At 44.7% G+C, this 21,600-nt stretch carries 22 protein-coding genes; 2 read left to right on the forward strand and 20 right to left on the reverse strand.

What is annotated here, in order from left to right; all coding sequences use genetic code 11:
* Window positions 1-66: 66 nt before the first annotated feature.
* The 7 genes from fabI to AC1DM9_RS12290 all read right to left on the reverse strand — a co-directional run bounded on the left by fabI (window position 67) and on the right by AC1DM9_RS12290 (window position 5,185).
* Window positions 67-843: an enoyl-ACP reductase FabI gene (fabI, locus tag AC1DM9_RS12260; RefSeq protein ID WP_441907762.1), complete on the reverse strand. Its 777-nt coding sequence runs from the start codon at window positions 841-843 to the stop codon at window positions 67-69.
* Between the two features lie 32 nt (window positions 844-875).
* Window positions 876-1,466, reverse strand: a complete 591-nt coding sequence (locus tag AC1DM9_RS12265; RefSeq protein ID WP_477580206.1) for an AAA family ATPase — start codon at window positions 1,464-1,466, stop codon at window positions 876-878.
* 69 nt (window positions 1,467-1,535) lie between these two features.
* Complete coding sequence (locus AC1DM9_RS12270; RefSeq protein ID WP_477580208.1) at window positions 1,536-2,429, reverse strand: DinB family protein; 894 nt, start codon at window positions 2,427-2,429, stop codon at window positions 1,536-1,538.
* A gap of 37 nt (window positions 2,430-2,466) precedes the next feature.
* Window positions 2,467-3,183 (reverse strand): class I SAM-dependent methyltransferase, encoded by a 717-nt coding sequence (locus AC1DM9_RS12275; RefSeq protein ID WP_477580210.1) that lies wholly within the window; start codon window positions 3,181-3,183, stop codon window positions 2,467-2,469.
* Between the two features lie 173 nt (window positions 3,184-3,356).
* Window positions 3,357-3,632 carry a hypothetical protein gene (locus tag AC1DM9_RS12280; RefSeq protein ID WP_477511996.1) on the reverse strand — a complete coding sequence of 92 codons (276 nt, stop codon included), beginning with the start codon at window positions 3,630-3,632 and terminating at the stop codon, window positions 3,357-3,359.
* Between the two features lie 14 nt (window positions 3,633-3,646).
* Entirely contained in the window at window positions 3,647-4,192 is a 546-nt protein-coding gene (locus tag AC1DM9_RS12285) for a hypothetical protein (protein ID WP_441885778.1), read from the reverse strand.
* A 75-nt stretch (window positions 4,193-4,267) separates the two neighbouring features.
* Window positions 4,268-5,185 (reverse strand): helix-turn-helix transcriptional regulator, encoded by a 918-nt coding sequence (locus AC1DM9_RS12290; RefSeq protein WP_477580212.1) that lies wholly within the window; start codon window positions 5,183-5,185, stop codon window positions 4,268-4,270.
* 111 nt (window positions 5,186-5,296) lie between these two features.
* Between AC1DM9_RS12290 and AC1DM9_RS12295 the strand changes: the two genes are divergently transcribed.
* Window positions 5,297-6,136 (forward strand): phytanoyl-CoA dioxygenase family protein, encoded by an 840-nt coding sequence (locus AC1DM9_RS12295; RefSeq protein WP_076269320.1) that lies wholly within the window; start codon window positions 5,297-5,299, stop codon window positions 6,134-6,136.
* Window positions 6,137-6,256: 120 nt separating this feature from the next.
* On the opposite strand, the gene AC1DM9_RS12300 is transcribed toward AC1DM9_RS12295, so the two are convergent.
* Window positions 6,257-6,385, reverse strand: a complete 129-nt coding sequence (locus tag AC1DM9_RS12300; protein ID WP_477580214.1) for a hypothetical protein — start codon at window positions 6,383-6,385, stop codon at window positions 6,257-6,259.
* Between the two features lie 430 nt (window positions 6,386-6,815).
* On the opposite strand from AC1DM9_RS12300, the gene AC1DM9_RS12305 reads away from it, so the two are divergent.
* Window positions 6,816-8,165 (forward strand): lytic polysaccharide monooxygenase, encoded by a 1,350-nt coding sequence (locus AC1DM9_RS12305; protein ID WP_477550365.1) that lies wholly within the window; start codon window positions 6,816-6,818, stop codon window positions 8,163-8,165.
* A gap of 129 nt (window positions 8,166-8,294) precedes the next feature.
* Here AC1DM9_RS12305 and AC1DM9_RS12310 read toward each other — a convergent pair whose 3' ends face one another.
* From AC1DM9_RS12310 to AC1DM9_RS12365, 12 genes are all read right to left on the reverse strand, one after another.
* Window positions 8,295-10,220 (reverse strand): ABC transporter ATP-binding protein, encoded by a 1,926-nt coding sequence (locus tag AC1DM9_RS12310; protein WP_477580216.1) that lies wholly within the window; start codon window positions 10,218-10,220, stop codon window positions 8,295-8,297.
* A gap of 188 nt (window positions 10,221-10,408) precedes the next feature.
* Window positions 10,409-11,470 carry an adenosine deaminase gene (add, locus tag AC1DM9_RS12315; RefSeq protein ID WP_477580218.1) on the reverse strand — a complete coding sequence of 354 codons (1,062 nt, stop codon included), beginning with the start codon at window positions 11,468-11,470 and terminating at the stop codon, window positions 10,409-10,411.
* 67 nt (window positions 11,471-11,537) lie between these two features.
* Window positions 11,538-11,915 carry a hydroxyisourate hydrolase gene (gene uraH, locus AC1DM9_RS12320; protein ID WP_477550362.1) on the reverse strand — a complete coding sequence of 126 codons (378 nt, stop codon included), beginning with the start codon at window positions 11,913-11,915 and terminating at the stop codon, window positions 11,538-11,540.
* A gap of 6 nt (window positions 11,916-11,921) precedes the next feature.
* Window positions 11,922-12,872, reverse strand: coding sequence for a factor-independent urate hydroxylase (gene pucL, locus AC1DM9_RS12325; protein WP_477580220.1), 951 nt, complete (start codon window positions 12,870-12,872; stop codon window positions 11,922-11,924).
* A 17-nt stretch (window positions 12,873-12,889) separates the two neighbouring features.
* Window positions 12,890-13,432, reverse strand: a complete 543-nt coding sequence (gene uraD / locus AC1DM9_RS12330) for a 2-oxo-4-hydroxy-4-carboxy-5-ureidoimidazoline decarboxylase (RefSeq protein ID WP_477580222.1) — start codon at window positions 13,430-13,432, stop codon at window positions 12,890-12,892.
* Window positions 13,429-13,929 (reverse strand): (2Fe-2S)-binding protein, encoded by a 501-nt coding sequence (locus AC1DM9_RS12335; RefSeq protein ID WP_477580224.1) that lies wholly within the window; start codon window positions 13,927-13,929, stop codon window positions 13,429-13,431. Before AC1DM9_RS12335 ends, uraD begins: the two co-directional genes overlap by 4 nt.
* Window positions 13,930-13,935: 6 nt before the next feature.
* Entirely contained in the window at window positions 13,936-16,212 is a 2,277-nt protein-coding gene (pucD, locus tag AC1DM9_RS12340) for a xanthine dehydrogenase subunit D (RefSeq protein ID WP_477580556.1), read from the reverse strand.
* Between the two features lie 24 nt (window positions 16,213-16,236).
* Window positions 16,237-17,163 carry an FAD binding domain-containing protein gene (locus tag AC1DM9_RS12345; protein WP_477580226.1) on the reverse strand — a complete coding sequence of 309 codons (927 nt, stop codon included), beginning with the start codon at window positions 17,161-17,163 and terminating at the stop codon, window positions 16,237-16,239.
* Between the two features lie 94 nt (window positions 17,164-17,257).
* Window positions 17,258-17,887: a nucleotidyltransferase family protein gene (locus AC1DM9_RS12350; protein WP_477580228.1), complete on the reverse strand. Its 630-nt coding sequence runs from the start codon at window positions 17,885-17,887 to the stop codon at window positions 17,258-17,260.
* Window positions 17,796-18,902: an XdhC family protein gene (locus AC1DM9_RS12355; protein WP_477550356.1), complete on the reverse strand. Its 1,107-nt coding sequence runs from the start codon at window positions 18,900-18,902 to the stop codon at window positions 17,796-17,798. The genes AC1DM9_RS12350 and AC1DM9_RS12355 overlap by 92 nt, the downstream gene beginning before the upstream one ends.
* A 74-nt stretch (window positions 18,903-18,976) precedes the next feature.
* Window positions 18,977-20,302, reverse strand: a complete 1,326-nt coding sequence (locus AC1DM9_RS12360; protein WP_477580230.1) for a 5'-deoxyadenosine deaminase — start codon at window positions 20,300-20,302, stop codon at window positions 18,977-18,979.
* Between the two features lie 340 nt (window positions 20,303-20,642).
* Window positions 20,643-21,587, reverse strand: a complete 945-nt coding sequence (locus AC1DM9_RS12365; RefSeq protein WP_477580232.1) for a serine hydrolase domain-containing protein — start codon at window positions 21,585-21,587, stop codon at window positions 20,643-20,645.
* Window positions 21,588-21,600 lie beyond the last annotated feature (13 nt).

Here is a 21,600-nt window from a genome sequence, read left to right on the forward strand (position 1 = left end):
TTAAAACATCCATAAAAAAAGCTCAGACCTCGTTATGAGATCTGAGCCATTTTTTATTTGAACGAATTACAAAGCAAGAATGTGATAACCGGCATCTACGTGAAGAACTTCCCCTGTGATGCCTCTCGACAACTGGCTAAGCAAGAACATCGTTGCATCTCCAACTTCATCCTGATCTATATTGCGACGAAGCGGCGCTCTTTCTTCGATCGTGGACATAATGTCATTAAAGCCTGAAACGCCTTTTGCAGCAAGCGTCCGAATTGGACCTGCAGATACCGCGTTAACACGAATGCCATATTTGCCCAAATCCTCCGCGAGGTACATTACACTGGCTTCAAGCGCGGCTTTCGCAACACCCATAACATTATAGTTTTTTACCACTCGTTCTGCGCCGATATACGTTTGCGTAACGATGCTTCCGCCTTCGGTCATAAGCTTCTTCGCTTCACGCGCAACGGCAACTAACGAGTAGGAGCTGGAGTTTTGCGCAAGCAAATAACCTTCTCTTGTTGTGTCTACATATTCCCCTTGCAGCTCATCCTTCTCAGCAAACGCGACGGAATGAACTACGCCATGAATAACGCCAACCTTCTGCTCCAATTGCTTAAATGCCTCAATAACACTATTGTCATCAAGCACATCGCAGGAAACGGTTTCCAACGCTTCTATTTGATGCTGCTCGAGCAGTTTTTTGAGTTTTTCCAATGATCTTTCCTTACGGTAAGTGAAAACCAGCTTTGCACCTTGATTGTGCAGTGATTTAGCTACTCCCCATGCTATGCTGCGTTCATTGGCTACACCCATAATTACGATTACCTTGTTGTTCATTAAGTTAGACATGATGTTCCTCCCAGTTTCCTAAGTTCTTTTTCTTAAAATCGAATGTGCTTCACCTGCGTGATCACGCGGTCAAACGATCTTTTTAACGAGCTTCTTTGGTCCGGCAGCAATTGAATATTCGAAAGCGAAGCGATATGCTCCACATTATCCATGATGGACGAATGATCCGTTTGCAGATGGTGACCAAACCTTTCATCCGAAAGAGCTGCCACACATCTCTTTATTTGCTGTATCGGCCAAGAGTTTTTCCGCTCGCCTCTGCCCCGAAGTCGTTTCATTAAAGTTTCTTCTGTTGCACACAGAGCATAGTGAACAATTTCCACTCCATCTCCTCGTAAGCGACCAATGATCTCCTCAAAATATTGCGGATTTACGACTGTCATCGGTACGATTATGATGCCATCATAGGTTTCATCGAGATGCTTCAGCATCGCATAATTAAAGTCACGCCACATCGGATTTTGTTGAAAATCACTCGTATGAGTTGAACGCGGCGTATTTTTACGAATAAAATAACCAACATTCTCTGGATCGTATACAAATGAATGTTCCGCTCTTTTATGCAGTTCATACGCAGTTTGTGTCTTCCCAGCGCCAAACGCGCCATTAATCCATATAATCATGACTGTCACCTCGACATCATTGTCATATCATTGTTCTATACTAACGATTCGCTTCGTCATATTCAACTTCTATTTCGAAATTGGCATACTTTTTTCTATTAAAGCTGCCTGTCGCTCATAGATAATATAATCTGTAAGTATCGGATCTGCTCCAGCTTGCCTAAGCAATAAAGCGATTTGTCCGCGGTGGTAGCTGCCATGCAAAACAACCTGCGTAAGGATATCGCTTATTTTTGTAGTGAACGGATTTCCTTTACTGTCTGAGTAATCACTTTCATTCCCATAGTCCGATTCAACCAGCTTGGAGAACAAAATTTCATAGTCCGCTTTATTTTGCTCAGCGAAATGTTCACATTGCTCTAAGGTGTGCGTCGGCCAAATCGCCATCCCCGCACTATCTTCTCCATTAATACGGGTTAGCCATACCTTCTCGGCAGCAAGGACATGACTAAGCAAGCTTAATGACTTCTCCATAGGAAGGTCACTCGATTTCAACGCCATAATAACTTGAGCATTCGCCCACGCGATATGTTGGAAACACTTCACAAAATGGTTATGTAAATGTCCTTCATTAGATTTGCCAACTGTAACAATATGAAGCGGTATTGATAGAGTCGATGACAATGTGATTTCGAGCTGCTGCCCAGGAACTAACTCATTTAAAATTTCAGGATAGATGACTCTAATTCGTTTCACTTTGCCGTTTTCGTTTAAAGCATAAATAATATTTTTATGCTTGCTAACCATTTTGGCATGGATAATTTGGTAGTTTTTGTTGAATACATCCACGACGTATACTATAAAAAAAACAATCATTACAAAACCCATAAAGAAGAAAAAGAAACCTATAGCTTCAGGACCATCATTCATATAAATGTTTATAAATTGAATAACGGCATTCATGCCAAGTACAAAACTTGTCAGAAGCCCCATATAGAAAGATTTCATCGGTCTAAGATTCATTTGATCAACCTCCTCAATGTTATTGTCAACCTACAATTTATGCTATCTTTCGGACGACAAAAGTGATGCAATCACTGCTCAGCAAAATATCCCTTTCATTTCTAACGATTGCAAATTCCAGCTGTTTGACGTGGTGGTTAATGACTTCCCAGCTCATATATGCTTTGCATAACAAATGCTCCATCGCTTGTGTTTCCATATTTACTTCAATAAGAACTTCTAGACTTTCGCCGCTTCGTATATCTGTTTCGCGAATATTGGTGTTTATGATGATACAATTGATTCCATTATCTTTTGTACCCGCAGTCATATGATGCAGTGTATGATGTAACATCGCTTCGGTATTCACATGCTCCAGCGAGGATACTGCTACAATATAATCATATTCTTTCTCTGAAATTGTAAAATTGCCTATATCGCTTGCAACAGGCTTTAGTAAATGATGCACTCCAAATTGCTCGCCATAACTCATTAGCTTACTGAGGGCTGACTCCAAGAGATCCACGCATACCACTTGTCCCAGAATATGATGTTCTTGCAATACCTTCGCTATCGGTATGCTATTTCTACCTACTCCGCAGCCTAAATCAAGAACAGATAGCGGGCCTGATTGATCAAGTAAGTCAAGATTTTTCATAACCGTCAGCACAGGCTTATGCAGCCACGAGCCTTCCTCAAACAATTTATAATCATCATAGCAGGCTTCGTGATATTTTTTCTCTTCCTCTCTAATTCTCGCTACCCTCTCATCCATAAAATAACCCTCTCTCTTTTTATGTGGCGTACTGGGTAATATTGATAGGTCTACTTAAATCCTGACATAACGATGAGGTGGAAGCAACAAAATTTTACGCAGGTATCGCATAATTAATGGGTAAATAAAAAAAAGGAATTGCTGACTCGCGCCGAGCAATCCCTTTAGATTTATTATGGCTCAATGGAAACGAGCGTAGGTCTTTCCCATTTTCGGTGTTCATATTTAATATAATAATCATGATCCACTTCAATTAGTTTATAGATGCCTTTAGGAATTTGAATCATGTCTTGATGCCCGCTCAAATCCTGAATTTTGATGGCTGTTTCATGAACCTCAATCACTTTCACCTGTGCTCCTGTTACATTCGAGTAAGAATTCCATATCGCTAATGCAAACAAGAGCAATAGGACCATTCCGATGGCAGCGAGCCTGTTAGTCTTTTTCATATCTACCTCCAAAATTAAGCTTGTTGATCCTCAGCAAGCATTTCTTTTATCATCTCAATATTTATTGCTGCTCTATGATTCAAGGACTTTTTGTCCTTTAGGTTTAACGATTTTAAATCATGACCCGGATCGATGATCAACGCACTCGACATAACGTCATCCAGAAGCTGAGCGGCTGATTTATACGCTTGATGAAGCAGCTCGGTACTCGCTTTACTTCTAACTAGTTTAATTATTTCGATCATATTTTCAGCATACATCAGCTTTACGATACTATCGGACGACTTGACGTGACGATTAGCGAAAGCCATAACATGCTCTACTATTATTGGATCTGAATTGTTTTTGGCGATCGACAGCAGCTCAAGAACAGCGTCCCAGTTTCTAATCGACAGCTCACTGGCGTTTTTGGCAATCAAAACATCGTACCATGCCGTTTCCGTTTCTTTTGCAATCTCGTAGGACTTGTACTCCTCTAGCTCTCCCGCGCGATGCATCTGAAAATAATTGCCGTAGTAGGCAGTGAATAACTCTTGTGCACGACTATTCGTGTCTACCATTCTATCTCCACCTTCAAATTATACCTATAAACAAATGTCCAACTAGTATAGCAACTATACGATGATTTCGATACCTCATTCTTGCTTCTTATCATTTATTGTTTTCTTCGTTTGTCCAAGCATGCGAAATTGAGACGGCGTAAGCCCCGTTACTTCCTTAAATTGATGGCTGAAATAATGAATGCTTTTGAATCCGAGCCTTATCGAAAGCGACTCCATCTTCTCCCCTAGAAGAAGAGCCTGCTTCGCTCTCTTAATCCGTTCTCTAATAATAAAATGCTTCGGTGTAAGACCCGCTTCTTCCTTGAACAATTTAGAGAAATGGATAGGATGATAACCGCATAATGCAGCAAGCTCCGCTACCGACCAGTTGTAATCTGGCTGCAGCTGCATCGCTTGAATAGCAGGTTCTATTTTATGATTGGCATTAGCCGACAAACTGCCTTCCAGCATATGCCGATACATAACCGTGATTGCTTGGATCATTAACGCACGAAGTGCCATGGTATATCCCGGCTGCTCCCCTTTATACTCCTTAACCATACGCGTCCATATCGCTTCCAGCCCAGGCACTTCAAACAATGTGGGCATAAGAAGCTGGCTTGCCGTCCCGCACACAAGTACCGGATTGTTAGAAACACCCTGTGGCGGCCATGAATTGAAAAAACGAATGCCAAGTCCAGGATGCACAGGCTCTGGCGAATCATGCTGCCAACTGAAATGAATGCTGTAAAAGTCCGTTTTCTCCGTTGCTTTCAAATAGGACTGACAATCAGAACCGTAGTACACGCATTCTCCAGGTCCGATCGTATAGGTCTGATTATTGATATATAGCTCGGCACAGCCAGTAATGACGTTCATGATTTGGCAGTCAGGAATGACTCGAACTCCCCAATTCTCGCCTGCTTCCGCCGTTTGTCTAACGGCGAAGTTGACTGTTGGTGCTATTTTCTCAAGCTCGATAGTAGACATATGCGCTCCTTTTCTCCACATGATAAGAAAAACACAAATGATTCATTGATTTAGGAAAATACAATGCTTCACGCTTTCATTATGATTAGGTTATCAACAATCATAATCAAGCTTGAGGAGAGGTGCAAGAGGATGTTGAATGCTGCACAGTTAGCTGAATTCGAGAAAAATGGTTTTTTGAAAGGCGATGTGGTCTTAAACGATGCTGAGGTTGAACGTTTACGCGAGGAACTAGATTTGGTTATGGAAGGAAAAGCGGTCAAGAAACCCATTCTTAACCACAATATGCGTGAGGAAGAAGCTGACTCCTTATACAAAGGCATGAAGATGAGCGTCAGTGAAAAGGTAGTGCAAATCGTAAATATATGGATGGCTAGCGATGCTTATTTGCAGCATGCCGGACATTCGGTTATTTGCGAAGAAATCGCACAATTATGCAAAACCGATACCCTTCGTGTCTGGCATGATCAGATTCAGTATAAACCACCGGTAACGGGTGGACCGACGCCATGGCATCAGGATCATCCGCTGTGGCCGGTTATTCAGCCAGCTGACCTCGTCAGTGCATGGGTTGCCCTTGACGATGCAGTCATCGAAAACGGCTGCATGTGGATGGTACCCGGCAGTCATAGATGGGGCGATCACCAAAAATATCTAGCAAGTACGCCTGACTTTATGCCTTTTCATCGCAAGCCAGAATTGCTGCCTGAAGGCGCAGTCGTTGAAGCTGTACCGTTCGAGATAAAGAAAGGACAGGTCGGCTACCATCACAGCCTCACTTGGCATGGCAGCCCGCACAACCGTTCCGAGCTTAAACGTAGAGCAATCGCTGTTCATTACATGCCTGGCCACACCATCTATTCGCCAACAAGCAATCATCCCATGGTGCCTTATGTAACGGTTAATGAGGGAGATATCTTATCAGGCGAGCACTTCCCTGTAGTTTACAGCGCAGCTGCTGCAATGAAATAATCTACTGATATTTTAAAAATATATCTAAAGTGATAAAGGCGAATTTCCATTCTATTAGGAATGAAAATTCGCCTTTTTTTATGTTTTTCTATATGTCTGCTGTTTCAATCGGATTCATAGTCAAATCACTTTTTTTGCAATTTGGCTGTCTTTGCTGAGTTTTTCAGTAAAAAGAGATTTTTCTCCTATCCAAAGTCCTAGAATATCTTCCAAAATCAATGTAAAAATGATAATAATACCTTTCACCATTCATCGAAAAAGCCTTTATCCATGCGGCATAAGCGTCATTTTATAATCGTTTTAATCCTTTATTTGTGATATTCAATCAAAAGTTTGATTAAATGCTCCAAAATACACTCATAATTGTCGCGAAAATGTAGTACACTGAGTTCAGTGACAAACACATTATACATTTGTCCCCCCTAAACACCCGTAATGACCTCCTAAAATGATTTAGCCATTCATCAATCTAGAGCCAATTGCCCTTTTGAACAGCGCAGAATACACAAACTAAACTGGATATGAACTCTTTGGAGTTTATATATACAATCTCTATGAACAGGAGGTTTGTTCCCGCACGTTTGCTCAAATGCAACACGAAACGAATAAGCGTTGGTCATTCCAGCTCTTAGACGTGACGGCAATTCCATCTTCCCCAAATTTGAAGGAGGCTACTGCATTGTCAACTATTCGTTCATCACATTTTAAGGTAAAACATCTTCGTACTTACATTGGCATTCTGCTTATTACTGCTCTAGGATTGACGCTATTCTCCCAACAGCTTTTTGCACATGGTTATGTTGAAGGGCCTGCCAGCCGTGCTGCACTTTGTAAATCTGGTCAAAATACCGATTGTGGTCCAATCGTTTATGAGCCTCAAAGCCTTGAAGCACCTAAGGGTTTCCCCGCAGCAGGTCCTGCTGACGGTAAAATAGCTAGCGCTAATGGCGCTTTCCCTAAACTTGATGAGCAATCCGCTACTCGCTGGTCGAAAGTGAATATGTCTTCCGGTCCAAATACATTTACTTGGAAGCTGACTGCTAATCATGCAACAGCTAGCTGGAAATACTATATAACGAAACCAAATTGGAATCCAAATGCTGCGCTAACTCGGGACTCCTTTGATTTAACGCCATTCTGTTCTGTAAATTATGGCGGCACGCAGCCTCCATTCTCCTATTCGAACAGCTGCAACGTACCTGAACGCAGCGGATATCATATCATTTTGGCGGTTTGGGAAGTCGCTGACACACCTAACGCTTTCTACAATGTCATTGATGCAAACTTCAGCGGCAGCAATCCTGTTGATACGCAAGCCCCTACAGCACCCTCCGCTTTAACGACTACAGCGAAAACTACGAACAGCGTGTCCTTGGCATGGAATGCTTCGACGGACAATGTAAGCGTTACCGGATACCGGATATATAACGGAAGCACTTTAACTGGTTCCGTTTCCGGAACAACTCTTGCTTACAATGTAACGGGATTAGCTGCGAATACAGCTTACACATTCAGCGTCAAGGCCATCGACAATGCTGGCAATGAATCCAGTGCAAGCAACTCGTTGTCAGTTACAACGAACGCTCCAGTCGGCAATGATACACAAGCGCCAACTGCACCAGGCGCCCTTCATGTAATGGGTGCGCCAACATCCAGCAGCTTAATGCTTATGTGGAACCCATCAACTGATAATGTAGGAGTATCAGGCTACCGCATTTATAACGGAACAACTTTAGTTACAACAGTAGCCGGCACTGCAACCTTCTACACGGTTACAGGACTTAGCGCAAGCACAGCTTATACATTTAATGTTCAAGCGATCGATGCTGCCGGCAATGTTTCCGCTGCAAGCACGGTTACTGGAACAACGGCTGCCGCTTCAACGGCTGCACCTTGGGCTGCCAATACAGCATACACAACAGGTACACTTGTTTCGTACAATGGCTCCACATACGAGTGTCGTCAATCTCATACCTCGCTTGTAGGCTGGGAACCTTCTAATGTTCCTTCGCTATGGCTTTTGAAATAATTCAGGCTTCTCTGAGCCAATTGGGTTTCAAACCTCGAATGAGTACAATAAATGCCTCGTAACAAAAAAGGCTGTCCCTCAAGGTCAATGTAGATTTAGACCTTGAAGGACAGCCTCTTCTTTTGTTCTTTATTGCGCCAATCCTGTCATCTCTTCAGGCTTCATTGCCTTCAATTGCTGTTCATACAATTTGCGATAAAGTCCGCCTTCCCGAAGCAGCGTGCGATGGCTTCCTCTTTGTACAATTTCTCCATCATCGATAACCAATATCTGATTGGCGCGAACAACAGTAGCTAAACGATGCGCAATGACAAATGTTGTCCTTCCAACCATGAGGCGTTCAAGCGCCTCTGTGACCATAGCTTCCGACTCGGAATCAAGAGCAGATGTCGCTTCGTCCAAAATTAATATTTTGGGATCCTTCAAAATCGCTCTCGCAATGGCAAGCCTTTGCTTTTGTCCGCCCGACAATCGCATGCCTCGTTCACCGATGACAGCTTCATAACCGTCCTTAAACGCGATAATGAAATCATGGGCATTTGCTGCTTTTGCAGCTGCAACAACCTCGTTATCCGTAGCATCGGGTCGACCATAAACCAGATTATCCCTGATCGTGCCCGAGAAAAGAATGTTTTCCTGTAAAACCAATGCAATATGCTTTCGCAAATCATCCAGATTGTAATCACGCACATCGACGCCGTCAATAAATACCGTACCCTCTACAGGCTCATAAAATCGCGGAATAAGGTTGATTAAAGTCGATTTGCCTGCGCCGCTTGGCCCCACAAGCGCAATCACTTCGCCGGAGCGCGCTTCAAACGTAATGTCCTTTATGCCCTGTCTTTCTTCAATCGTAACTTCCGGCGGGAATGGATGTACATTCGTTGGTTTCCAATAAAACCGTTTAGTCGCCTTCTCACGTTCGATGATATCCGTGTCTTCAGTACCGTTAAAGGTTTGTGCAGGTATTACATTTCGTGTTTTATAGTTATAGGTAACATTAACGAAAACGACATGCCCATCACACCTTGGCATAGGAAGCGCATCATCTGACTCCTTAATCGAAGGTTTCTCATCAAGCATTTCAAACACTCGTTCGATATTTGTAATCGAGTTTTGAATGGTGACATTAACATCTGCGAATCGCTGTATCGGTCCATAAAGATTGCCCAGCAGCAATTGAAAAGCGATAATTTCACCTGCTGTCATTTTACCGGCAAGCACTAAGCTGCCTCCGCCGAGCCAAATGATAATGCCGCCGATATGGGCAAAAGATTCACTTAGCCTCCCAAGCACATTTGAAAATAAATGAGCGTACACCGTATGGTTATAATGCTGCTTTGTCTGCTTGCCAAACCGGGCCCGCTCCTGTCTTTCACCATTGAATGCTTGCACGATCCGTATCCCCGCCATACGCTCGACGAGAGTACCTGAGATACGCTCCATCTGCCGATGAACCGAACGCCATGCAAGCCGAATATGCACATTCATGTTCGTAAATGACAAGTAATAGAAAGGCAAAATAATAAGTGAAAGCGATGCTAAGTACACATTCATCCGAAACAACAGAAACCCCGCAAAAAGCACCATAAACAAATCGAGAACAAGGTTAATGATGCCCCCGCCAATCAAGTTTTGAGCCCCTCCGATGTCATGAATGACTCTAGAGGATATTCCGCCTACTTGCCTCTGATCATAGAAGCTGACAGGCATTTTTTGCAGATGATGATACAGCTGCTCGCGAAGATCCTTCATCATCCGATTGCCAAGCATTGCTGAGAAATAATTTCTTAAAAAGCTGACAATAACACCAAAAAATAAAATAATAGCCATGATGCCTACAATTTGATAAAGCCCCCAGTCCCCTTTGCCTGCAAGTACATCGTCGAGCAAAATTTGCGTGTAGATGGGTGTTGATAGAGGTGCAACGAATTGAACCATACCTAACAAAATGATAAGTCCTATCGACCACCAATAAGGTTTTGCCCATAGTAAATATCGTTTAACTGGACTAATGCGAATCCCTCCCGAAACACAATTAATAACTTTTTCCATCTTAGTTCATGATGTAAGGGATTACAAAGCCCAAGGTGCACAGGATATAGCAGAAAATGGTTGCGATTGGGAGTAATATCTATCTGTCAAAGCTCAGATGAAACATTTTCAATAAATTCAAGGATTTAGGGGCAAAAACAAAGGCCCCACGTAAAAATCTGACGTGAAGCCTTTTACCTTATATTTTGTTAAACCTTAAATCCTTTTGCTGCCCATTCATTTTCCAGCTTAGCAATCAATAATTGTTTTTCTTCTTCCTCTAAGAAAGCAGCCTTTGCGCCGTTTAGTACGATTTTGGCGATATCCTTCATCGTTAAACCGCAATGCTCAGCCAGCTGCTCATATTCCTTCTGAATCGTCGTATTCGAAACCGTTCGGTTGTCCGTATTTACAGTAACAATGATCCCTTCCTCCAAATAACGGCGGATCGGATACGCGTCCCAGCTTGGAACAGCTTTTGTCTGGATGTTGCTGAGCGGGCACATCTCCAAAGGTATTTGCCGTTCCCTCACGAGAGCAACGACCTCCGGATCTTCCTGCATTCGAATGCCGTGGCCGATACGTACAGCACCTAAGCCCGTAATAGCGACTCGGACGTTTTCCGCACCTGCCGCTTCTCCCGCGTGGATCGTAATCGGCAGCCCCAGCTGCTGTGCTTCTTCAAAGAGCTGAAGGAACAGCTTGGCGGGAAATCCTGCCTCGTCACCAGCCAAATCGACGGCAACGACTCCTTTATTATAAAATCGCGCTGCTTCTTCAACAACGTCCTTATTGAGCGCATAGGAATGATGCCTCATACAAATAATGATTGCTCTAGCTACCGTGCCAAATGCTTGCTCACCGCGCTTTAAGCCATTTATCACATGCTGGATGACATCCTGAATGGTTAAGCCTTGTGTGCGATGCAGCTGAGGAGCAAAGCGCACTTCAATATAGCTTACCTTATCGTTTGCAGCCTGCTCAACAAGCTCATATGCAACTCTCTCTAACGCTGATCCCGTTTGCAAGTACGGCAAGACAAAACCAAACTTGTCCAAATACTCCTTTAAGCTCTCGCAAGTTTCTCCAACCTGCATATGAGACAGAAGCTCTGTTTCCGAATCTATTTGTAAAGGATTCCCTTGCTCTATAGCGAGCTCCCTAATGGTCTCCGGCTTTACGCTCCCATCTAAATGCACATGCAAATCAACCTTTGGCAGCTGCGACAATAACGTTGTCATAGCTGCAGTTTTTTCATTCATTAACGCCATCGTCAAATCTCCTTTCGGTATATTCATACACTATCCTGATAGTTTGTATACATGAACGCAAAATGAGCTAGCTTCCGCGATAGGTGCTGTAGCCGCCAGGAGCAACTAATAATGGAACGTGATAATGCGAGTTTTTATCGCGAATTCGGAACCTAATTGGAATTTCATCAAATATGCTCTCTGCTATTGCTGACAAATGTTCCGATCGCCGAAAAAATTCTCCTGCTGCAAAAACGATCTCATAGGTTCCGCACTCCATACTTTCACCCAGAAGCAATGGCTTATCAACGCGTCCATCTTCATTCGTCTGATAAGAACCAATGAGCCTAGGCTGGTTTGCAGCTTCCGCACTCTCCTCACCCAAATACCATAGCTCTATGGTTATGCCAACAACCGGTTTGCCTCCAGCAAGATCAAGAACATGCGTCGTAACTTTCCCGTTCACACTGCATCACTCTCCCTCAATCAGGTCAGCTCTTGTAAGAGTGAATCCTTGGAAGCCATAAGGCGGACGTGGTTCAGTAAACACGCCTGCTGCTGCGGAATGCTCAGGTTCCATTACCGTTTCCCATGTCCGATTGTTCGACTCGAATCGAACCTCAGACAGCTGCGGGAAGGTTGTAAGAATGCTTTTTCCAATTTGATAGATTAAATACTGAATGGAAGGTGAGTTTGCAAGATGGAACAACGTGTGGGCTAAATCATGAATCTGCTCGGATGGAACATAATTTCCGCGCCTACTGTCCAAAGCATCCTCTGCATGCTCATAAGTCCAAAAGATATGAAGGAAAATAAATAAAGGACGATCATAGCTTTCAGGCAAAGTTGTATATTCATCGCGAACGAATCCATAAAACGAGCTGCCCCTCACCTTAATGAGCTGAATGTGGGACAAAGCACTTTCATGTTCCGCCAGTTGAAAGCTATTGGCTGTACGTATCCATTTTTGCGAAGCGCTCGCATGCTCGTTGTGCGATCTTCGAAACACAAGCTGGCTATCGTTCCAGCTGCTCCCTTCGGCAATCGTGACGGAGTTGAAAGGCAGCCGATCCGCACGAATCTCAATCGCATCTATATGCGAATAACGCTCCATAAATCGCTCGCTTATGAAAGCTAGCAGTCCCTCTGTTGTACTTCCTTCATAATGAGCAGTTTGCCGTAATATAAAATTTTTCATCGAGTCAGTAGCTACGACCTGCGCATTGTCACCCTCCGTAAAGGAGGTAAGCAGCACCTCGCTGCTCACGGAGAAGGTTATGTTATGAGCAAAAATAATATTAGGATCACCCGTATAAGTTGATTGAGGGATCGATTTAACAGAAAGCGGTATTGCGTATGTCCGGTAGCTCAGCACATCGCCTTTGCCATAATATAATGTTCGTCCGCTGCGTAATTTTAGCATAATGATCGTTCCTTTCTCTACTCCATGATGAGATCTCTTAAACGAAATCCGGAAATTTTCTCAATTTCTCGCAATGCTTGCTCTATTTCTTCAGCAGCAGAATGCCATAATCTAGCTTCCATCGCTGCGAGTATATCCTCTTTCTTTTTTCCTCTTACTGCGAAAATAAAGGGAAACCCAAAAGATTTTACATACGTTTGATTTAATCCGAGGAAGAGCTCGTATTCATCTGCCGTCAATTGATCCAAACCAGCACCTTGCTGCTCTATCGCGGAATACTCGGCAACCGCAAGCCTTGTTCCAAGATCGGGATGGGCGCGGAACAAATCAATAATCGTCTCTACTCTTGATTCCCGCACAACGTTCATCATCGCGTCATGAAGCGCTTCGACCGAAGCAAACGGACGCGCTGCACTTGCCGAAGCGGCCACCCAAGGCGAATGCTCAAATATCGTTCCAAGCCATGTTATGAACTGCTCACGGGTGCATGCATTGATTTGATCCATATTTATTTTCATTTCCAGTACCCCTCGTGAATCGATCTCATGCCTATCTCTCATATCGCTTGACGCCTCCCTTCAATGGCACGTTTCACAGCTCTCCATATTCCGCCATATCCAGTACAGCGACACAAATTACCTGATAAGGCTTCTGCAATTTCATCGTATGACGGTTCTGGCTGGTGGTCGAGCAGCGCTTTAACGGAAACGATCATTCCCGGTGTGCAATAACCGCATTGAAAGCCGCCTTCTTCTAGAAAGGCTTGCCCAATCGGGTCGGTCCCCTCTGACGAAATACCTTCTATCGTCGTAATCCGCTTGCTGGTGCATTGATAAGCCATCGTTAAACAAGAATTGACCGCCTGGCCGTCAATCAATACCATACATGCACCGCACCTGCCGATATCACATGATCGCTTCGTCCCCGTAAGCGCCAAGTCATCACGCAATATGCTCAGCAATCTGGTGGAAGCTGCCGTTTCAATCTTAAGCTCCTGTTCATTAATGAAGCATTGGAGTGCAAACGGTGTTTGGGCTTTTGCAGTATGATCGCTCATCTCCGTTCACCCCTTCATAAGAAATAATGGCTTTTCTTGCAAAAAAGCAGGGTCTACCGGCAGTTTAGTTACCCACTTCCCGCAAGCTTGCCTAATAGCAGCTGCGATAGCTGGTGCTAGAGTAACCGATCCGACCTCGCCAATACCGCGTGGCCCATAATCATCCCCCTCAGGCAAATGCTCAATGGCTTCCACTTCTACTAACCCTTTTTGGTCTATGATCGTCGGAACAAGATACGTATCCAAATTTTGAGTAATATATTGTCCTTTTTCCATAATCGCATCTTCCATAAGTGTAAAACCAAGAGCCATACTGCTGCCTCCTTCGATTTGACCGAGGAAGCCTTGTGGATTTATGACAGGTCCAGCCGCTACCGCATGATACTGCTGCAGCACCTTAACTCGGCCTGTCAGCGTATTAATCTCAACCTTTACAACTACGGCCGAATAGGTATACATAAAATGTGCTCCTACACGTTCTGTAGGTGAGGTTGGAAATGAAAAAGAAGTTTCACAGCGAATAGGGGAATCGCAAGCTTCGGCGAGCTCTTGGTAGGTAAGCAGCAGTGCGTTGCTCGACGTCTCTCTTATGCCGCCTTCACCCAATTGCAGCTCTTGAGCAGGCTGTCTTAACGCTGCTTCAGCTCGTTTTAGCAACTGCTCTGTAAATGGCTGCTTTAACTTTTGAAGTGATTTCCACATCATTGCTGTTGCACGTGAAGCCGTAGTTGAACCGCTGTTTGGCACGACATCGGTATCGCCGATAATGATCCGCAAATCATCTGCTCCTAACTTGAACTGCTCGATGAGCATCTGCTCCAGCGATGCAATGAGACCTTGCCCAAACTCCTCATAACCGAATACGGCTTCAATCTTCCCGTCTTCCGCAAGCTCTAAGCGACCGCCTGCAGGGTCAGGAATACCAACCCCAAGTCCTGCGCCATGCATCGTAAAAGCGGCTCCGATGCCCGTTTTCACCCAAGGTTCTGCGCCATCTTTGCTTCGTGACTTGGTTTGCAGCTTCTCCTGCATCAATGGGCTCTTTGCTATAGCGCTCCATACTCGCTCGGCACCTTCGGTCATCACGATCGGTTGATCAAATGGCCCGAGATCGTCCATTTTGCGCATATTTAATTGGCGAAATGCCCAAGGCTCTAAGCCAAGCTGCTCAGCCAGTCGATCCAATTGTCCCTCAAGCGCGAAGATAGCTTGATTGCCGCCAAAACCTCGGAATTCACCCGACATGCCGTTGTTCGTAAATACCGATACGCCTTCAACGTCCAAATGCTCGTATTGATAAGGACCTATAACATGCTCTACAGCAAAATTAAGCACCTCGGCTCCAAGCGTTGAATAGGGACCCGTATCAGAAATAAGTCTGACTTGGTGAGCAATTAATTTCCCTGCTGCGTCAGTGCCCGTTTTCATCGTAATTTTCATCGGATGCCGCTTTAAGCCAGCACGAACCGATTCCTGCCTCGAATTATGCATCTTGACTGGTTTTCCTGTGTAAGTGGCGAGCAGTGCCCCATAAGGCTGCACATTCAACTCGTCCTTTCCGCCAAAAGAACCTCCAATGGGGCTGGATACGATCCGAATATCCTCTTGTGGTACAGCTAAAATACGTGATAATTGCATACGATCCATAAAGCCGTGCTGCGTTGGTGAATATACCGTTAACCGATGATTCGCCTCCGGCACGAACAAGCCGCCTTCCGTTTCCATATAGGTGTGCATTTGGCGCGGCGTGTAATAGGTTTCCTCTATGATACAAGCACATTGCTCGAATCCAGCCTCAGCGTTCCCTCTATGAAAGGATGCCCGGTGCATCGCATTGCCTTTTGGATGAAGCAGAGGTGCATCATCCCGCAGCGCGTGCTCAGGATCATCCACTACCTGCAAAACTTCATATTCAACTTCGATAAGTGCAATAGCTCTTTGTGCAATGGCAAGGGATTCAGCTGCTACTGTCGCTATTGCATCACCCACATATCTCACTCGCTCCTCACATAAAACAGGCTGGTCAGGATGCGCAATGCCAAAAGCATTTAATCCAGGGATATCTTCAAAGGTAAGCACGGCGTGGACACCGGTTAGTTGCTTGGCTTTATCTGTATGAATGGACAGAATACGCGCATGAGGATATTCGCTTCGTAGAACAAGGCCATAAAGCATATGCTCCCTAGTCATATCGGTTAAATAAGCCAGACTGCCTGTTACTTTACCTGGACCATCAGGACGGATTCGCCATCTACCTCCGCTGCTTGTGCGGTTTAAGAGCATACGCTCACTCCTTCCTGTCATTCCTCAATCTCTAGCTGCCTTCCAAAGCTCCGCTGCGATGACGTTAGCTGCTGTAATCTTCCGATACGACGATGATGCGAATAAATCTTCCCTAGGTTCGTATTCTTGCAAAATACAATCATAGGCTTGCTGAAGAAGCTGATGATCCACAGCCGCTCCTACGATTTCTGCTTCTAAACGTTCTAGTCTTTGCGGAAGCGTTTGTCCTCCTCCAAGCGCGATTCTTAGTTCCATGAGCACGCCAGCGGACGAAATCGCGCCTAATATGGCTGCAGTTACAATAGAAGGAGTAAATGCTTCACGACGTCCTACTTTATGGTAGGCGCCAAAATGCTTGATTTTCGAAATGGTATTTTCCTCTTCATCCCCACACGCCGTGCTCTCTTCCGTTAATAATGTGAAAGGCAGGACGATGCTGAGGAGCAATCTCTCACATCCTTGAGCCGGATCGTTTGCTAGAAGCAAATAGTTGGATAAAGGAGCGCGCTGCTCTATTACACCGTTGTACCAAATCACTTCAGCATCATAGGCAAGGAGAGCCGGAATAGCGTCACCAATTAAGGAGGAAACATTGCCGCCAATCGTTGCTAAATGCCGTATGGACGGCGCTGCTATTGCGCGTACAGCATCGGTGACTAGTGGAAAATTACGCTGCAGGAATGCATTCGTCCGACAAGCCTGCAAAGTCACTTGGACGCCAATAATGACGCCTGATTCGCCGATTTTAACTTCGTTTAATCCACGAATAGCACTCAAATTGATCAAATGTTTCGGGATAGCAGAAACACCAGATTCCCACTGCGTTCGAAGCAAGGTTCCACCTGAAATATATAATCCATCAAACCCATAGCTTTGTTTAAGCAGCCATGCCTCTGCGGCCGTCTGAGGATGCCATACAAGAGGAGATGACATGATCTCCTGAGCATTCATGTTCACATTACTCCCCCGATCCGTTTGCATCTAAATAAGCGCTTAACCCCGCTCCAAACGAGGTCATTTTAAGGCCGCATACAATTAATTGACCCTAGCACTCTTTAGACAAACCCAAATATCGTTTTTTAGCTAAAGCAAAATCTGCTGGCGTATCTACGTCAAATAATGTCTCACGATCTAACGCCAGCAGCCCATAGCCTTGAAATTCAGTTGATTCGAACAACTTACGAGCTCCAGCATCGCCCTTTAATTGAAATAAAGAATCGAACATGGAGCGGGATAATATCGCCGGAGGCATTAGAACAATTTCCCCTTCATTCGCTTCATGCACTGCGGTTGCGACAAAATCGAGAGCCGGACGCTCGCTCCAGCAACGGATAAGCCTATTAATCATTCCGGAAGTAATAAAGGGTTGATCAGCGAGTACAACCACAACTGCATCAAGCGCAGCTCCCTCTCTCAGAAGCGTTTCAAGGCCGCAGCGGATCGAATAGGACAATCCCTTCTGCGCTTCCGCACATTCAATCACAGTGACGCCGCTTGACCGAAAATGATGAGCAGCACTTACAGCACTATCCTCTGCTCCTATCCAATCATTTGAATCTTCGGGATTAACAACAACCTTGATTTCATGAAGATCGCTGGATAACAGAGCCAGCAGCCCCATCCGTGCCAGCGGCTTGTTCTTCGACAGCTCGAGCGATTGCTTTCGAACTCCCATACGTCTGCTCTGTCCTGCTGCTAAATAAAGGGCTGATATTCGCATGTTTGCTCCCCTCCTGTCGCAGGCTGCCTTTCCTTGCTGCACGTATGGCAATTAATTCAGCCGCAACACTGACAGCTATTTCATACGGTCCATCTGCATGAATGGAGAGGCCTATCGGAGCGTGTACATTGGATGGAATGAGAAAGGTCTCAAACAGCATCCTTATCCGCTTCTTTGAACCAAGAACGCCGATGTAAACAAGCTTTAGAGGCAGTGCAAGCCTAATCATGTCCTTATCCTGAGACAAATTATGGCTGCATACGATTAAATAATCATCTGGACGGAGTTGCACCTGCTCCATAATTTGTACGGGAGATCCAATCACACATTCGGCGTGTGGAAACCTTTCCTTCGTACATAACGCCAGCCGCCAATCAGCTGCTATAACACGAAAGCCAATTTGTATCGCTAACGAATAGATAGCTTCCGCGTCTTTTCCTAGCCCGAATAACACCAAACGAGGTCTAGGCGTAATTACGATCGTCATTTGATTGGAATTGTTGTTCAGTTCATCTTCATAGTCCACCAGTGAGTGATCGCCAAGGTTATCAATAAGAGCGTAGCTGATTTCTTTTTCATCCCAGCTTCGCATTAGCTTAACGGAAATACCGGCATCATTTTTTGTTTTCGCTTCAAGCAAAATCGCCCGCAATCGTCCTTCCACAGGCTCCAGCAACATGCGAATCTCGCCGCCGCAGCCCACACTCTCACCCCATATAGCATCCTCTTCAGGCTTCATATTATAATCGACACAAATGAATTGACCGGAATCCCATACACCCGCCGCCCTTTCCAACAGATCTTGCTCCAAGCAGCCAGGGCTAACTGATCCAATCTGATCACCGCTGAAGCTGAACAACATCGACGCTCCGGTCTTACGATAGGAATGACCCTCAACACATACAATGGTAGTGAGCACACTCGGCTCGTCGCTTGCCTTCAACGATTCCAATACATCATGCATATCCATCCGCTATCCCTCCATTAGCATTAGCGCATTTAGCCCTCGCAGCGTAATCATTAGCTTAGCCTTCAACCTATCAGCTACAATCGAGCGATCAATTTTTTGAGCGAGCGATCCGCTTCCTTTAAGACAACTTTTTTATCAACCGTCCTCACGATCTTGTTTTCCATGACCACTTGCCCATCAATAAGAACGGTATCAACATCGCCTCTTGTCGCCGCATAAACAACTCTTGAATACCAATCAGCATCAAATGATGGATACACATGGAAATCCTCCAAATCAAGCAGCTGCAAATCTGCGAGTTTACCAGTCTCAATACTGCCAATCTCATTTTCTAAGCCAAGCACCTTCGCTCCGCCCATCGTCGCCATCCGCAGCACCGTTTTTGCATTCATAATCGTAGGACCATGCTTCACCTTTTGCATATAAGCGGTTAAGCGCATCTCCTGAAACATATCCAAATTATTGTTGCAAGGCGCGCCATCCGCACCAATGCCAATATCAATCCCTTGCTCAAGAAGATGCGGAATTTCTGCAACGCCTGACGCAAGCTTCATATTAGAGCCCGGACAATGAGTAATCTTGACTCCCCTCTCCCGTATAATTCTTTTTTCCTCCTCATCTAACCAAATGCTATGTGCCAAAATGAGATTCGGCTTCGCAAGTCCAATATGATCCAGATAGACGACATTTCTCATTCCGCGTTCCGCCTCAACCATTGCAATTTCGCCCTGGTTTTCCGATGCATGCGTGTGCACCATTACACCATACTTGGCAGACAAGTCATGAACGCCAATAAGCAATTCCTCGGTGCATGAAACAACAAAACGCGGGCAAAAGGCATATTGAATTCTCCCATTTTCAGCACCATGCCATTTTTCGAGAAGATCCACACTGTCCTGCAGCGATTTTTGAGTATTTTCCTGCAGAGCAAGCGGCACCTCCGTACCATGATCCATCATCACTTTTCCAGAGAGTGCTCGAATGCCGCTTTCTTTAATGGCTTGGAAAGCCGATTCTGTATAATGAACCGTCTCCATATCCAGAATTGTCGTTGTACCGCTGCGAATCAGTTCGCCAATCCCGAGCATGGCTGAGTAGTAAACAGAATCCTCACTATGAGCAGCCTCAAGTGGCCAGATTTTTTCCTTCAACCATTCAATGAGTGATAAATCATCAGCCCTCCCTCGAAACAGCGTTTGGCATAAATGGATATGCGTTTGTACAAACCCGGGCAGCAGCACTTTTCCGCCTGCTTCAATAACACGTTCAACATTCTGTGTGTCCAACCGTTCGCCCATTTGGGCAATTCGGCTTCCCTCTATTAAGACATCACCTGTGAAAATCTGATTGTCGTGGTTCATAGTCATAACTACTGCGTTCCGAATAAGTATAGTTGTCATTCAAAAATTCCCCCTCATGCCTCAAGTGCTAGTATGTTAAATTCACCAAATATTCTGCCTTTATTAATTACAGCATCACCGTCATCCTACAAACGGAAAGACAATGGAGGCATTTACTTTCTTTGTGTAAGGTTATCTAACATAATAATGCAGATTCGATCGTTAGGCAATACGTTTCTTTAAATATTTATATGCTTTACTACGAATTCGTGGAACTACTTAACATTAATGTGACATTAATGTTCCATAGAAAAAATTCAATTCAGCAAAAAGAACAAAAAACCGCTCCAAGCACGAAAAAATCGCGTTTGGAGCGGCTTTTGATTTATTCACCTACCGTTTATTGTTTATTTGTTCCTAAACAAGACGGAATAATATGTTCAAATATAAGGCGTCTTGACCATATTGCCTCATTTCGTTTCGTTATTTGTTTTCGAACGACGATCACAAGCTCATGTTCTGGCGCGATGAGCAAATATTGACCGCCATGGCCAAAAGCAAAATAACAATCGCATTGCCCATTGTGACTCTCCGGCGAATACCACCAGTGATAGCCATAGCCGCCATATATCGGCGGTTCATACTGCATTAAGCCGCGATGATGGAGCTGCGTCGATTCTGCTATCCATGAAGCTGACAACAGCGGCTCGTTGTCAAACTGTCCACTACCTACAAATAAACTGCCTATCTTCGCAAGCTCTCTGCCATACAGTTGAAGCCCGGTTCCGCCTTCATTAATACCGGCCCGTACCATCCATCTCGCACTGCGAAAGCCAAGCGGACCAAACAAATAATCTTTGGCAAACGAAAGAGCAGGCATCCCAGTCGCTGAAGTCAATATCGCAGACAACAGATGAGATCCTCCCGAATTGTAAGCAAAAGCCGTTCCAGGTTCAGAAATCAGCGGCTGATTAAATACGAATTGTATGGGATCTTTCGCTGCTTTCAAGGCTTTATATGGCTTATCAAAGTCAGGCCAATCAAACCCAGGTGTCATGGTTAGCAAATGCTTGATTGAGATTTGGCTGAGCGCTTCGCTTATTTCCTGCGGATGGTCCAAATAATTCGTAATGGGCTCGTCCACACTCTTAAGAAAATGTTTATCAATCGCGATTCCAATCAACGCGGATAAGACGCTTTTTGTACAAGAATAGAGCGGACCGATTGAATCCTGTCCGCTCTCATACCATTCGCCAAGCAGCTTTTGTCCTTGAAGCACGATAACAGATTTCATTTTCCATTCGGCTAACAGCTTGTTACTAGCTTCCAAATCAATTGGATTCATCTGTTTAATCGAC

This window comes from Paenibacillus sp. 01T431, from assembly GCF_056398625.1.